Source organism: Tahibacter amnicola, from assembly GCF_025398735.1.
Classification (GTDB): domain Bacteria; phylum Pseudomonadota; class Gammaproteobacteria; order Xanthomonadales; family Rhodanobacteraceae; genus Tahibacter; species Tahibacter amnicola.
The window spans coordinates 4,130,778-4,146,878 of sequence record NZ_CP104694.1; the positions used below are offsets into that span (position 1 = coordinate 4,130,778).

At 66.5% G+C, this 16,101-nt stretch carries 2 protein-coding genes and 1 pseudogene; all 3 read right to left on the minus strand.

Features of this window, described 5'->3' with window-relative positions:
- Positions 1-142: 142 nt before the first annotated feature.
- Positions 143-5,176, minus strand: a pseudogene (locus N4264_RS16140) (beta-ketoacyl synthase N-terminal-like domain-containing protein); the annotation flags it as partial.
- Positions 5,173-9,816, minus strand: a complete 4,644-nt coding sequence (locus tag N4264_RS16145) for an AMP-binding protein (protein ID WP_261693266.1) — start codon at positions 9,814-9,816, stop codon at positions 5,173-5,175. The gene N4264_RS16145 and the pseudogene N4264_RS16140, both read right to left, overlap by 4 nt.
- Positions 9,813-16,091 (minus strand): non-ribosomal peptide synthetase, encoded by a 6,279-nt coding sequence (locus N4264_RS16150; protein ID WP_261693267.1) that lies wholly within the window; start codon positions 16,089-16,091, stop codon positions 9,813-9,815. The genes N4264_RS16145 and N4264_RS16150 overlap by 4 nt, the downstream gene beginning before the upstream one ends.
- Positions 16,092-16,101 lie beyond the last annotated feature (10 nt).

Consider the following 16,101-nt stretch of genomic DNA (forward strand, 5'->3'; position numbering starts at 1 on the left):
CGTCGAGTGAATGCCGCGATACCAGCCATTGGCCCGGTTGGCAGCGAAGTGCCGAACACAGCGCGCGCACCGCTTCGTCGCTGCCCATGCCATGCCGCGCGACGGAGGCACCAAAGGTTTTGTCCGCATCGCCCCAGGCATCCCAGTTCACCGCGAACCACCGGGTACCGGTATGCGTGGCTCGGTTGCGGCACCAAGCGTCCTGGAATCCGTTAGCCGTCGCATAGCCAAAATGGCCAATGCCGCCCAGGATCGACGACATCGACGACATCACTGCAACAAATGCGGGCCTGAGCGCCGCACACAGCGAGTCCAGATGCACCAGGCCATCGGCCTTGATCGCCAGCTCGGCCCCCACGTGGCGCTGGTCGATGTCGTCGAGCAGCGCCATGGCCCGCATACCGGTTGTCGCCGCGTATACGACACCGTCGAGCGCGCCGAAACGGTGCAAGAGCGCATCCTGCAGACGCCGCACGTCCTCCGGATCACTGGCATCGCCGCGGTAGTACACGACCGTCGAACCGGCATTCACCAGACGGCGCAGGTGCGCGCCGCGCTGTGCCGCCGCCTCGCTCGAGGACAGAATTGCCGCACATCGATCCGGCGGTGGAACCGCGGCGAGGACAAGACCGTCCGCAGCTCCCTGTCGGGCAACAACACGAGAAACGGCAAACCCCATCTTTTCGAACACGTGCTGCCAGGCCGATGCCTCCAGCAGAGGACCATCGCTACGCAGCTCGAGATCCTCGTAGCGCCACCAGTCGTCCGTCAGCCCCCAGACCAGCTCGGTCCAAGGCATCCACTGCATGGTTTCGACCAGTGCGAAGGTTCCGCCAGCGGACAACAGGGTGGACAGATTGTCGATCGCGCGCTCCAGCCGCGCCGCGATGTGTAGCACGTTGAAGCCGATGATGACGTCGAACTCACCCGGCGAAAAACCCTGCGATGCAGGTTCACCCTCGATATCGAACACGCGCGCTGAAATCCATTCGTAGCCATTTTCCGCCGCCAGCCGTCGCCCTCCCTGCACGAAGCTCGGACCGATGTCGGTGAAACAGTAGCTGACGTTCAAGGTGTTCAGCAGCGGCGCCAGCTGGCGCGTCAGCGAGCCATTGCCGCCGCCGATCTCCAGAATGCGTAACGGCCGGCCACCGGTCGACGCCGCCAGTTCCGTGAGCGTGCGACGCAGACGATCGACCGCATCGCGAAAATCACGTTGCGCCAGGTGGCCCGGCGCGGTTGCGCGCAGGAATCGGGCTGACCCGTCCGGATAGAGCACCGAGACGCCACTCCGGCGTCCATGGAGGACGTCGTCGAAATGCGCGGCGCAATGCAGCAATCGCCTCGCTGGCCCCGCAAAATCCGGATGCGCGAGCGCCAGTTCCCGTTCGATCTGTGCGGGCGGATGGCCGTCGACGGTCGCGACCACGACCGTGTCCTCGTCGCGGATGAAGACGCCGCCATCCACGAGTACGCGCACCATCACCTGGGCGATGCGGCGCAACGGTGTCGCCGGGCACAGCGTGGCGGCGACCTCGGCAACGCGATAGCGCGCGCCCGGCGCAAACCGGGGCAGGTGTCGTGCAACATAGGCCTGTACGATGGCGACTGATAGCCGCGCGAGCGCATCATGTGCTGCCGCGATCGCCGTGTCGTCCGCTGCCGGTGCCCTCACGAACCCGGCCGCGGCCAGGACGATACGGCGCGCATCCACGCGGGGTCGCGTCAAGTCGATCTCTTCCACGCCGCTGCCGGCCGGCAAGGGATGACGTCCGAGCAGCGCCAGCTGCAACGGCATCTGCGCACTCAGCGCGGTGGTGAGAATCTGGCCAACCTTACCTTGCCCGCCCACCACGAGGTATTTGCCGTCAGGCCTGAACGCCTGGGCGGCGGCGGTTTCCTCCGGTCGTGCCGGGATGTAGTCCCGCGCCATCCACTGCGCCGACAACCACAACTCCCGGAATGACTCGGTGCCGCCAACAGCCGCCGGAACGCAGGACAGCTCGGATGAGTTGTCCACAACGATAAACCGCGTCCGGACGCCGGACACTTCCTGCGCGATGACGCGCAGCGCCCCCGCCAAGGCCGCGCGCGTCGGCTCGACCTCTCCGTCCTGTCCCGAACTGAGGGCGATCACGGCCAGTACGTCGCCCGCCGGACGGTCGCCGCTTCGCAGCACGTGCCGCGACAGCCCGAGCAGGAAGGATAAGTCGCCTGCACCGCCGCGATTTTGGGCGAGGCTCCAGCCATAAAGAATGCGGTGGTTTCCGCTACCCGTTGCTGCCAGATACGTAGCAAGCCGGATGAGGTCGTCACCGCCACCTCTCATGGTGACCTTCTGGGCCAGGACGGCGAACTGGCTGCCGGGCGCAATGCGGACGACGCCATGGCCCTGGCCACGCAGGATCTCGCACAGGCCGGCAAGGCCATCCACGCTGCCGTCGTCGAAGACCAGCCAGGAGGCCGTGTCCCCACCCGGCGAGAGGCGCAGATCGCACGGCCGCCACACAGGCCGGTAGAGCCATCCCGCGCACTCATCCTGCGGTGTCGCACACGGCGCGGCAGCCCGCTCAATCCAGTAACGGCGGCGCTCGAAGGCATACCCCGGCAGATGTATCCGTCGGCGCGACTCGCCTGAATAGAATGCTCTCCAGTTGACCTCGCCTCCGGCGCACCAGAAGCCCGCCAGGCGCCGATAGGCGACCACCGTCGTGTCGTGTGCCGCCCCCGGGATGTCGGCGATACGCAGTGGCAGATTCGCAGCCGTGGCGTGTGCCTGCGCCAGCCGCGTCAGCGTCGTTCCGGGCCCGATTTCCAGCACTGTCCGGATGCCCCGCGCTGCGAGCGTCTGAAGACTGTCGGCAAATCGCACGGCCTGCCGCGCATGCGCAACCCAGCAGGCAACATCCGCAAGCTCACGCCCTGTGTTCCACGCGGCATCGAGGTTACCCACCAGGGGGACCTTCAATGCACCGAAGCGCACCATCGACAGCGAGGACCGCAGCGCATCGAGTGCCGGTTCGATCAGGTGCGAATGGAAGGCCCGGGTGACGCGCAGCCGTCGCGACTGCCATCCATCTTCCAGGGCCCACCGCTCCACATCGGCGATCTGCGTGGCGCTACCTGCCAGAACCTGATTCATGGCGCCGTTGCAGGCGGCAATGTCGGCGCCGCTGCGCGTGGCAAATCCGATGGCGGCCGCCTCCGGACAGAACACCGCGAGCATCTCGCCCGGCGGAGTCGCCTGCATCGCGATGCCGCGCGCATGGACCAGGCGCAAGGCATCGTCCAGCGAGAACAGTCCCGCCAGGCACGCAGCGACATATTCACCCAGGCTGTGGCCCATCACGCAAGCCGGCCGGACGCCCCAGGACTCCAGCAATCGCGCCTGGGCATAGGCGAATACGAACAACAGGGGTTGCTGGTAGTCGGTATCGTCGAACCGCGGCGGCAAGGGATCCGGCGATTGGAGCACGTCGTTCCAGAAGACGGTCTGATGGACGGCATCGATGGCCACCAGATACTCCCGGCACTGATCCACACTTCGCCGGAACGCCTCTTCCCACTGGTAGAGCGCACGCAGGCCCGCCACGCAATTCTCACCCTGGCCCGCAATCAGAAAAGCAACCGGACCGATGCCTTCCTCTGCACACGCCGGCGCCTGCACGGCGTCGCGCAAGGACCTGCCCACCGCCGTGGCGTCCGCGCCCACAGCCGCGGACCGCCACGCATGCGTCTTCCGCCCCACCGCCAGCGTGTAGGCGATATCCGCCAATGCCCCTTGATTCCGCGTGACTTCCGGCACCAGGCGCTCGACCGTATCGCGCAGGGACGGCGCCGTGCGCGCCGACGCGACCAGTACCTGCGGACGCGCACTGGCGCGCAGCACGTGCGCTGGCGGTGCCTCTTCGACGATGACGTGGGCGTTGGTGCCGCCGATGCCGAACGAGCTGACACCCGCCAGCCGGGGTCCCGCTTCTGCCGGCCATGGCAGGGCCCTACGCGGTGCACGAAGCGGCCCCTGATCCAGGTCCACCTGCGCCGGCGAGCGAGCGAAGTTGGCCAGTGGCGGAACACACTGGTGAACGAGCGCCAATACCGTCTTGATCAGCGCCGATGCGCCGGCCGCCGCATTCAGGTGTCCGGTACTGGCCTTGAGAGCGCCCAGCATCAACGGGCGATCAGCGTGGCGCGTACCGAAAACCGCCTGAAGCGCATCCAGTTCCAGAGCGTCCCCCAGAGCGGTGCCGGTACCGTGCGTCTCCAGAAAACCAAGCTGGTCCGGCTCGACATCCGCGACGGCCAGGGCTTCCCGGATGACTTCGACCTGGCCGTCACGACTGGGCGCAGTGAAACCAACCTTGCCCGCGCCGTCGTTGTTCACGGCCGTGCCGCGAATCACCGCGTGGATCGGATCGCCATCGCGCAGTGCGTCGTCCAGGCGCTTGAGCAGCACGACCGCCGCACCGCTGCCAGGAATCGTACCGTCCGCATCAGCGTCGAACGGCCGGCAACGTCCCTGCCGGGAATTGATGCCACCGGTTTTGTGGACATAGCCAAAACGCTGCGCGAGGACCAGGGACGCACCGCCAGCCACGGCAAGGTCGCATTCGTGGCTGAGCAAGGCGTTGACGGCGGAATGAACGGCCACCAGCGAGCCGGAACACGCCGTGTTGATGTTGAGCGCCGGGCCGCGCAAGTCGAACTTGTAGGCCAGATGCGTGGCCGGGAAGTCCTGTCCATTCATCGTGCCTAGCAACATGCCGCCCAGCACATCGAAGAGATCCGGGCGTGATGCCAGGTTGAGCAGGAAGTATTCGCTCTGGTTGACGGCGACATAAGTGCCGGTCCGCGCAGCACCCGGCACCTGGCCGGCGTCCTCGAACGCCGCCCAGGCGGTTTCAAACAGCATCCGGCGCTGCGGATCCATCACTTCGGCCTCGCGTTCGCCGAAGCCGAAGAAGGCTGCGTCAAACCGATCGAAATCGACAACCGGATTGGACAGCGGAACGAAATCCTCGCGCCCGGCCAGCGGCGCGGGTACCTCCGTTTCGCGCGGCCGTGCCAGTCGCGCCGACTGGCGTCCTTCCAGCACCAGTTGCCAGAACTGGTCACGATCCGCCGCGCCGCTGCAGCGCACGGCCATTCCGATGATGGCGATACGGTCGGTGCTCATCGATGTCCTCCCCTGCCCTGCACGCGTGACTGCCGGCGCAGTGCGGCGCGTTCCCGCGTCGGGTCGGCCACATCGGCGTTGGCCGCGGCTGGCATTTCGAACGAAGCGAGGTGTGCGGCCAGCGAACGCACGGTCGGAAAACGGAACAGGTCGGTAATTTCCAGCGATCGACCACATCGTTCCTCGACACGCGATTTCACCTGCATCAGACGCAGCGAGCTGCCGCCGGACTCGAAGAAGTTCCGGTCGATGTCCTGTAGCGGCGCACCGATGACGTCTTGCCAGATGTCGCGCAACACCTGCTGATAGGCCAGCTGCCGCTCGGATTCCACGCCATCTTCAACCGCCCGCAGCAGCGAAATGTACGCGGCGTAGCGATTGCCAAAGGGGTCGCTGAATGCCTGGGCGGGCGCCCCCGCCTGCGGCTGCGCGACGGTCAGCTCCGCGCGAACCTGCGGATCATGCAGCGGGCCCACGAGCGTGCGCAGGACACGCAGGTGACCTGCGTCAAGCCCGATCAACAGCGAACGGCAGGTACTCGACAAGGCGCGGTGCAGAGACTGCATGGCCGCCTCGGCGTCCATCGACAGAAAGCCCCTGTTTGCACTCAGTTCCGCCAGCGCATTGCGGCGGCTGAGCCCCAGCCCCTTCCATTGCGACCAGCCCAGGTAGCGCACATCCACCGCGGAGTCGGCGCCGAGCCGGTCAGCGATCGCCGCCTGGGATGCGCACGCGGCCGCATAGGCCGCCGCGCCGGCGGCGCCGAAATGACTGTTGACGGAACCGAACAAGACCAGGACGCTGCGCGCATCGCAGCGACCGTGGCGCCGCAACAGCGCCAGCAGGTTCAGCGTCCCCTCGCGCTTGGCGCGCGTCAGGCTGCAGTAATGCGATTCGTCCAGTTCAGCCAGCGCAGCGGTACTGAATTCGCCTGCCAGATGGAACACACCGTCGACCGGTTCATCGTCTTCCAGGACCGGCGCCATCGCGTCGGCGAAATCCGGGCTTGCCACGTCGGCCACGATGAAACGGCAGGATTCGCTCGCCGCCCAGCTGGCAGGAATGGAACGGCCGACACCGACCACATGCGCATTCCACTCGGAGCGCAACCACTCGCAAACCAGGCGCCCCAGGTCACCGCCGGCCCCCGTAACGATGTAGCGTCCGTGCTGGCGCAGCGGCGACGGTGCCGCATTGGTGGCGAATGCCTCGACGCCCAGCCGCTGAACCGCGCGGCGCCTGTCGTGCAGGCGCACGACAGGTTCGTCGGCGCGGCTGGAAAACTCAGCGAACACCGCAGCCAGCTGCTGCTCGATGTCCGCACCTGTTGGCACATCGGTCCAGCAGACGGGCGCCTGCGGTCGTTCCTGCCGCACCGAGCGCACGATGCCAGCGATTGCACCGCATGCGGCGGTTGTATCGAGGCAGGCATTCCCGTCCCACAGGCCGCTGCTCACGAGCAGGAGCGGCGTGTTTGCAGCCGGATCCAGCCAACCCAGCCCACGCAAGGCGTGGCGGTCCGCCGCACGCGCCGCGTCGTCGGACGGGCCAGGCAGGATGACCAGCACACCGTCCCCTGCCGAAGGCGACGCAGCCGCATCCGTCACGCAGGCACTATCACCGCGCGCCACCAGCCAGCGGCAGGCGCGATCCGCCACGTCATTGCTCGGCGCAACGACGATCCACCGGCGGGAAGGCAACGGCAAGGTGGGACGCCCCTGCTGCGCCACCCACCGCGACGCGAAGAACCAGGGCGGCAGTGCACGAAGTGCACTTTGCGCACTATTGGCCTCCACCATCGCACCGGAAAATTCGCCCGCAGCCAGTCGCTTCTGCAACGCACCGCGCTGCGCCTTGCCGATCTGGGTCCGCGGAATATCCTGCGCCTGGACCGGAACGACCAGCGCATCCACCTGCAAAGCGTCGCGCAGGCGTTCCCGCACGGCACGGCTCAGCGCGTCCACACTGGCGGTACCGGTCGGAACGACGAACACCGCCACCTGGTCGGATACGGCGCCAGGCGGACGGTACGTTGTCGCCGTGGTCTGTGGCGTATCGACACCGGCGATGTCACCGACGGCGTGTTCCACCGCCTGGCAGGAGATATTGCGACCGTTGACGATGACCACGTCCTTGTCGCGCCCCACGATCGTCAGCCCGCGATCACCCCACTGCGCGAGGTCTCCGGTGCGGAACCAACCGTCCGTCGTGAACGATTCGCCGGCGTCCTCTCCCAGGTATCCCTGCAGCACGAATACGCCGCGTACTTGCAGAGCACCGGCCGTTCCCCTCGGAACCGGCACGTCGTTGACGTCAACGATTCGAACCGCCAGGCCCGGAATCGGCGTACCGACCGCCGTCATCGCCGATTCGCGGAACTGGCCGGCGTGCGTGGCGCGATGGATGACGGTCAGAGAACAAGTCTCGGACATGCCCCAGGCCGGCTTCATCACGTCGGGCGCCAGACGGAACGGCGCGCACAGGGCCAACAGCCGCTCGGTCACGTCCGGCATGACTGCTTCGCCGGCATTGATGAGGAACCGCAGGGAAGACAGGTCCCAGCGTCGTCCGGCCTGCGTGGCGAGCCGCGCATTGATCTGCGCGAAAGCGAAATTGGGCGCCCAGCTGACGCTGACGCGGTAACGCTCGATCAAGTCCAGCCATCGCAGCGGATCGGAAAGAACATGCTCCTTCGCCACGTGTATCTGCCGGCACATCAGCTGCACGTCGCGCAGGTGGAACATCACCAGCGCGCCGACATGGTCCAGCGGCATCCAGTTGAGACTGACGTCGGCGACCCCCAGTCCGAATCCGGTTCCCGATGCATAGCCATGGCTGACCAACGCACGATGCGATTGCGGTACCAGCTTCGGCAGGCGTGTGCTGCCCGACGTCAACATGATAAGGGCGACGGCATCGGCATCCGTTGCAACCTCTTCGTGCACGGCGGCGAAGGGCGTCGGCGTGCCGTCCTCCAAAGCCAGCACCAGGGCCGGCCCGACCAACGCCGGATTCTGCGGCGCTGGCGCGGTAATCACCAGGTGAGCACTCAGGCGTTGAACCAGTCCCAGCACGCGGGACTGCTCCGATTCCTCCGCGAGCACCTGCTGCGCGGCGCCCATGCAGGGAACCGCGCGTGCGTAAACGCAAGCCCAGAACGCCCGGATGATTTCCAGCGGCTCGCGGCAGTGCACCACGACGCGCTGACCGGGGCGTATCCCAGCCTGGCACAACAACGTGGCATCACGGCTGGCCTGCGCGTCCAGCGCGACGTAGCTCAACGCGGACTCGCCCAGCGTACTGATACACAGAAGTCCCTGTTCGGGCGCAATGGCGGCCGCGCGCTGCAACAACGCACGTAGATCCATCGGTACGGCATCGGGAACGACCAGCGTGCCCCCGTCGATCAGCGACGGCGGCGCATCCGGGCCGGGTCGCGCGATCGCGGCTTCCGCCGCCACGGGCGGCGGTGCGAGCAGTACCGGGCGCGTCGACGCCGCCGCGGGGATCACCGTCAGCGAAGCCGTACTGGCATTGCAGCGTTCCCGCAGTATCGACTGCGTACGCGAAATTTCGTGTTCATCCAGGACGGGATATTCCGAGAGGCGGTCGATATCGACTTCGCCGGCGTCGTCGCGCGGCAACCGCGGCAAGCTCACCTGCGACAGTGACAGGCCGCGTGTCTGGGCGAGGCGATCCATGGCGATTCTTACCGCAACGGTATCAACACCTTCACCCACGGCGTAATAGACGACCAGCCGGTAGATGCCCTGGCTGTCCGCACGAGCCACTACCTGGAGTTCCCGCACGGTTGCGGCCTGGGACAGGCCAATGATCAACGCGTCGATATCGACCAGGCCGCCATTGATGCGAGTCATCCCGCCGTGACGGGCCAGGATTTCGATACGCCCGTCCGGCAACCGGCGCGCGCGAACCGGTATCGTGGAAGTGCCGAGGACGATCAATCCCGTGACGCCGTCCGCAACCGCGGCGCCGTCCGATCCCGCCACGGCATACGGCCGCAATTCGCGGAAGCCCGCAACGGCTGGTTCATTGCCGCGCCGTTGAACGGCAAAAAGATCGACGTCCACACCGTCACTTTCTTCAATCAGCCACCACGTGCAGGCGTCACTGCCACCGGGTAAACGTATTCCGCCCACCGCGCCGAATACCAGCACGTGCTGCGTTTGTAGAGAAGTAGCGTTCGGTACTGTACACAGAAGCACTTCCGCGTCTGTGGCAGACTCCACGAAGCAGCCACCGCACAGCAGGCTCAGTGCCACTGCCAGGTCGGCCAGGGAGGCTGCATCGGTCGAGATGCCGAATCGGCGGCCGGGGCGAACGCCGATCAATGGCAGCAAGGCCCTGGCGCGGCGCAACGTGGCGCTGCCATCACGCTCCAGCGCCTGCTGCAAGGCAGCAGAAGCCCGCCCAGCCTTCACCGCATCGACGAGATCGCCATACAGCACTTCGCCGGTCTCGGTGGAACAGGCGCGCAATTGCGGTACGGCACGGGCGAGCGCCTCGGCGAGCGCACGCATATCGCCCGGAGCGGCATCCGTCGTCGCCATCATTACGGCTTTCTGCAAACGGGCGCGCTCGATCAGGTCGGCCGTCATCGGCAGTTCACGGCTTGTCATGCGGATGCTTCCTCTTGACCATCCAGCAGCTTCTGCAACTCGTCCAACGTCAGGAAATCCAGGTCTTCCGGATTAGCGTCGGCGTCCGCGGTCGGGTGCGGAGCCGGTGACGACGCGACGACGTCCACCATTGGCGAGTCACCAGCGCCGCACAGCTGCGTGACGCCGTCGCGCAATGCATCCGCGAACCGTTCGACCGTCCGTGTCGCCAGTCGCCGGCGATCGAACTCGATCTCGCCAACGTACCCGTCGGGTGTCTCACGCAGCGATACGGTCAGGTCGAATTTCACGGCCGGACGCACGCTGTCCTGCTTCACCACCGTAATGCCGGGCAATTGGGCCGGCTGCGATTCGGTGTTCTGCAGCGTCAGCACGGCCTGGAACAGCGGCGTGCGTCCCAGGGGGCGCTCGATATCCAGCGACTCGACAATATCGGCCAGCGGCGCCTGCGCATGTTCGATAGCAGAAAGCAGGTCTTCCCGCAGCCGATCCAGTAGCGCATTCCGCGGCTCGGCAGCATCCAGTCGTACGCGGAGGGGCACAGTCTGGGCGAAGAATCCGATCAGCGGTTCGATATCCGGATGGGGTCTTTGGGCAACAGCGGCACCGATGACGATGTCGGTATCGCCACTGAAGCGCTGCAGAACCATCGCATAGGCCGCCAGTACGAGGACAAATGGCGTGACGGCACGCTCGCGTGCCGTCTGTGCAATCCCTGCGGCCAGCGCGGATGACCAGCGCAGGGCCACCACGCCGGCGGCTTCGCCCGCCGCAAGGCCCACATCCCCATCGGCACGCAAAGCCAGCACACCGCGGTGCCCCTGCAGCTGGGCGCGCCAGTAGGCCAGGTCACGAAGACGAGCTGCGCGCTGGGCCGGCTCATCCAACCACGCTGCCACGTCGGCTACCTGGACCGGCAACGGCGACAGCACCGCCGACCGGTCACCCAGCCCAGCCCGATACTGGGTGCAGATCTCGCGAATCAGCAGGCCGATCGACCAGGCGTCACTCGCGATGTGATGGATATCGATCTGCAGCACATGCACCTCATGCGCCTGCACACACAGCCGTGCGCGGAAAGGCGGCTCGCGGCGCAGATCAAATGGCTGATGCAGCGCTGTCCCCGGTTCGCGCAAATCCTGGTACACGACCTGCGACGCCTGTCGGTCCACCAACACCTGGCGTGGCTGTCCGTCGATGACCTCATACAGGCTGCGCAAGGATTCGTGCCGGTCGATGGTCGCCCGCAGAGCGCCCAGGAAGGCATCCACGTCCAGTGCGCCTCGCAGCTGCAGCGAGAAGTGCGTTCCGTAGGCGCGATTCTGTTCCGGGTCCTGGCACAGGTACCACAGGCGCAGCTGATCCGGCGTCAGCACCACACCTGCCCGGCGCTGCGCCTCGGAAAGCACGGAGATACTGCTCTGGACGGCCCGCGCGGGCAGCGCCCGGACAAGCGCCGCCTGCCGTGCAACATTGGCATTCTTGTACAACTGCGCAAACGACAGAGAGGCGCCGTAGCGTTGCCGCAGCCGCGTTGCCACCTGCCCCAACTTGAGCGAATGCCCGCCCAGATCGAAGAAATCCACATCGGGATCGGTCACCGGCCGCCCGAGCACGTCACTCCAGACGGAGAGAATTTCCTGCTCCAGAGCATCCGTGGCGCGCATCGGCCTGGCCGACGAAGTGCTGCCAATCTCCGGCAATGCCGCCACATCCAGCTTGCCGTTGTGGTTGCGCGGAAAATCTGCGACGAAGCCGATTGACGTCGGCACCATGTGATCCGGTAGCCGTTCGGCTAGACGACGCCGCATTTCCAGCGCAAGCGCATCCTCGCCCGTCGTCCCGTGGCTGGTGATGACGTACGCCACGATCTGGCGATCTTCGCCCTGGCCGCGGATCAGCACCACGGCTTTCTCGACCGATGCCAGCGCGCACAGTTGCGCTTCGATTTCGCCCAGCTCGATGCGGAATCCCCGCAACTTGACCTGGCGATCGGTCCGTCCCAGGCACTCCAGTTCGCCATCCTCGCGGTAGCGCCCCAGGTCACCGCTGCGGTAGTACCGCACCGGCTGCCCTTCCCACGGCCGCGTGACGAAGCGCTGCGCCGTCAACTCGGGCCGATCGTGGTAGCCCATCGCAACGCCGTCTCCGGCCACCCAGATCTCACCCGGCACGCCAACCGGCAGGTCGCGTCCAAGCGGGTCGAGGATGCGGACCTGGAGATCCCGGATCGGACGGCCGACGCGACGGCAGTCCGCGCGGATGTCATCGGCAACGACGCGATACAGCGTCGTGTGCACGGTGGTTTCGGTAATGCCGTAGAGATTCCACAGCGCGGGTGCGTCCAAACCATGGCGATCGCGCCAGGTTGCCAGCGCCGCGAAATCCAGCGCTTCGCCGGCAAAAAGGACGTGCCGGAGCGCCAGCGGCGTCACGTCGGCGCGCTGTGCCTCGGCCCGCATCAAGGCTTCGAACGCCGTCGGCGTCTGGTTGAGAACCGTTGCGCCGGTAGCGACGAGGAGATCCACGCACGCGGCAGGATCACGCGTCGTCGTCGCTGGAACCATCACGAGGCAGCCGCCGTGCAACCAGGCACCCCACACTTCCCAGACCGATACGTCGAATGCGTAAGAGTGGAAAAGCGGCCAGATGTCGCGTTCGTCAAACCCGAACGCGTCCCGCGTTGCGGCGAACAGGCGCAACACGGAGCGATGCTGCACGGCAACGCCCTTGGGAACACCTGTCGTTCCCGAGGTGTAGATGAGGTAGGCCGCCTCGGCCCGTTCGGTGCAAACCGGGGGCGCGTCTGCTTCGTCCGCCGCATCGGTGCTGTCCATCCGTACGCAGGACACATCGGCCCCCAGGGCCTCGATGTGGGCGCCCTCGGAAATGACGCACCGGCACTGCGCATCAGCAACGATCAGGCGTCGGCGCTCCGGCGGTGTCGCAGGATCCAGCGGCACGTACGTTGCCCCAGCCTTCACGGTGCCCAGCAGCGCAATCGCGAGCGACACGGTACGGTCCAGGCAGATGGCGACGCGCTGCCCGCTGGCACCCACGGCGCACAGGCGATGAGCCAGCGCATTGGCGCGGCGGTCAATCTGGGCATAGGTGTAAAACTTGTCGCCACACCGGACTGCCGGGCGCCCGGCGTGGCGCGCGACCGTCGCCGAGAAGGCGTCGGAAAGATGATTCACCGCCAATGGAATGGGATCGAAACGCAGACGTTCGTGCAGGTCAGCCAGTTCCGTTCTCGTCAGCAGATCAATGTCCGACTGGCGCTGCCGCGGCAACGCTGCGATGCATTCGAGAACCTGGCGCCAATGCCTGGCAATCCGCTCGACGTCGGCCGGAAGAAAACGGTCCGCACGGCCCCGCACGCGCAGTCGCAGCGACTGGCCAGGAATGGCCAGCGCCGTCAGTGGGTAGTGTGTTCCTTCATCGCTGGAGACGCTCTCAACCTGCCACGCCGAGGTTTCCGGGGCACTGACGCCGTCGACGCGGTAGTTCTCGAATACGACAACGGAATCAAACAGCGACGTGCCCGGGCCGAAAGGACTCTCCGCCTGGATCTGCGCCAGCGGCACGTAGGCGTGATCGACGCTGCGAGCCTGCTGCGCGAACAGGCTGGCTGCCAGCTCAATCGCCGGCCGCTCGTGCGCGATACGAACACGGACCGGTATCGTGTTAATGAACAACCCCACCATGCGCTCGCTGCCCGGCAACTCTGGCGGACGCCCCGCCTGCGTGGCACCAAACACGACCTCATCGCAACCGGTGTAGCGGTGCAGGACATAGGCCCAGGCCGCCTGCACCAGGGCGTTCACCGTGACATGGGACCCGCCGGCAACAGTCTTTAACATCGTCGTCGCCGCTTCATCCAACGCCACGGTCACCGTTGACGTGGCGTCCTCCGGCACCGACGGCGTACGCAGCGGCAGGCGCGTCGGTTCGTCCAGCCCGGCCAGGAGGTCGCGCCAGTAGGTACGCGACGCCTCGTGGTCGCGCGACTGCAACCACCTCGCGTACGTTGCAATTTGTGGCGGCGCATCGAGGTTTTCGTGCGGCGATGCATAGCTGCGCAGCACATCGCCCAGCACCAGCGGAAGGCTCCACCCGTCGAGCAGAACGTGGTGATAGGTCCAGACCAACTCCACCGTCTGCGCGGGCAACTGCACGACCGTCAACCGCATCAGTGGCGATGCCGCGAGGTCAAAACCGGCGACGCGACCCGCCTCTCGCACAGCTTGCAGGCGCGACTCCGTCGTCCCGGCCGGCTCGCCGCGGAGGTCAATCCGATGCCACGGCAACGTCACGTCGGCGTATGCGACGCACAGGGGCTGGTCTTGGTCGAGGTCGGAAAATGCCGTGCGCAACGCATCGTGCCGCAGCAGCGTCCGCTGCCACGCCAGACGCATGGCCTCCAGGTCGACATCACCCTTCAGGCGTAGAATGAGCTGGTTGACATAGACACCACGCCGCGTCTCGAGCTGGCTGTGCAGCAGCATGCCGCGCTGTGTGGGCGTCGCCGGCCACGCCGCTTCCACCCGGTGTGACGGCACCTGCGCGATCGCATCCAGCAGGTCTTCGAGCAGGGCGACGATGTCGTCGGCCATCGCCGCGGCCGCGGGTTCGTCCATGACGCCCGTCGCGTAGTCGAGTCCGAGTTGCAGACCCTCGCGCGTACCGGCGGCGCTGATCAGCACGTCGCAGTCGCGCGCGTTGAGCGGATCCACTTTCACGCCACTGGAACCCGGACACACACGCAGCAGCCCGGCCGCGGCATCCTGGCGTCCGAATTCGCCGAAGTAGTTGAATGCAATACGCGGTTCGGCCGCACACAGCTCCGGCCTGCCGGCCAAGTAGCGCAGCACGCCGTACCCGACGCCGCCATGCGGCACGTTGCGCCACTGCGTCGCGATCGCCCGGGCGACCGCGATCGCGTCGTCCCCCACCGCGTCAAGACGAAGGGGAAACAAGGCCGTGAACCATCCTGGCGCGGACGCCAGATCGATCGATTCGACGTCTCGTCCGTGGGATTCCATCCGCAAAGTGACTTCCTGGCACCCGGTCCTGCGCCGCTGCGCGAGGTAGATGGCGGCAAGCAGGACCTCGTGACGACTCAGGTCCGCAGCGACGAACGACGCGTCGTCCGCCTGGACCCAACGCACGCAGGTGACACTGCGGTGCGCCGAGTCGCGGCGCAGGGGACTCGTGCTCGCAGCGGCCGCTGGTAGCCCTTCCAACTGCGCGCGCCAATAGCCCAGCTCGGAAAGATGGCGGCCATCGGCTGCCGCCGCATGCAGCTGTTGAGCCCTCGCCTTGACCAGACCAGCAGAGCCGCTCACCGGTGCCGGAAGGCCCGCGCCAGTGGCTCGGAAGGACGCTTCCAGATCCCGCAGCAAGCCCTCCCACGACACCGCATCAATGACCAGGTGATGAGCCACCAGGACGAGGCGGCCGGGCGCCGTACCGCAATCCAGATAACCCGAGCGGAACGTCACGCCGCGCGCGAGATCCAGCGAGGTGTGCAGACGAAGCGCCAGCTCCGCCAGCGCTTCGTCCCGCCCGTCGGCATTCGCGGCCTGGACGACAAGCATGCGCTCGTCCGGCGCGACGATTTCCGCTTCATAGTACGCAGCCGGCGCGTCGCTGCGGGTGTCGAAACGCAGGCGGAACACGTCGTGCGCGGCCAGTACGGATACCAGCGTCTTCTGCCAGACCGCCGCATCGAAGCCGGCGGGAACCTCCAGCAACAACGACTGATTGTAGTGCTGCGGATTGTGCAGCGCCTGGGCGAACAGCCAGGCCTGTGCCGGCAGCAGGGGCTGCGTGCCATCCGCGCGACGCAGGGTTTGCAGCTTGCCGGTTTGCTGCGCCATCTCGGCAATGGTGGGCCCGCGATAGAAATCCCGCAGCGTGGCCGCAAATCCCGCCTGCCCGCTCTGCGCAATGACGCGCAGGGCCAGGATCGAATCCCCACCCAGTTCGAAGAAGTTATCGTTGACGCCGATGCCCTCGCGCCGAAGTGCAGTCTCCCAGATCGACGTCAACACCTGCTCGGCCGCCGTGCGCGGCGCGACGAACGCCATGCGTGCAAAGTCGTTCTCACCGGGTGCCGGCAACCGGGCTCGATCGAGCTTGCCGTTGGATCCGGTCGGCATCCGCTCCAGGTGCACATAAGCCTGCGGAACCATGTAGGCAGGAACCAGGAGGCTCACGTGCTGCCGCAGGGCGGCCGGCGAGAGATCCGTCGCCGCGACGTAGTACGCCACCAGGCGCGGT

Excerpts from the sequence above, each read along its gene's own strand:
- N4264_RS16145 (WP_261693266.1), bottom strand. The coding sequence starts at position 9,816 with ATGACAAGCCGTGAACTGCCGATGACGGCCGACCTGATCGAGCGCGCC.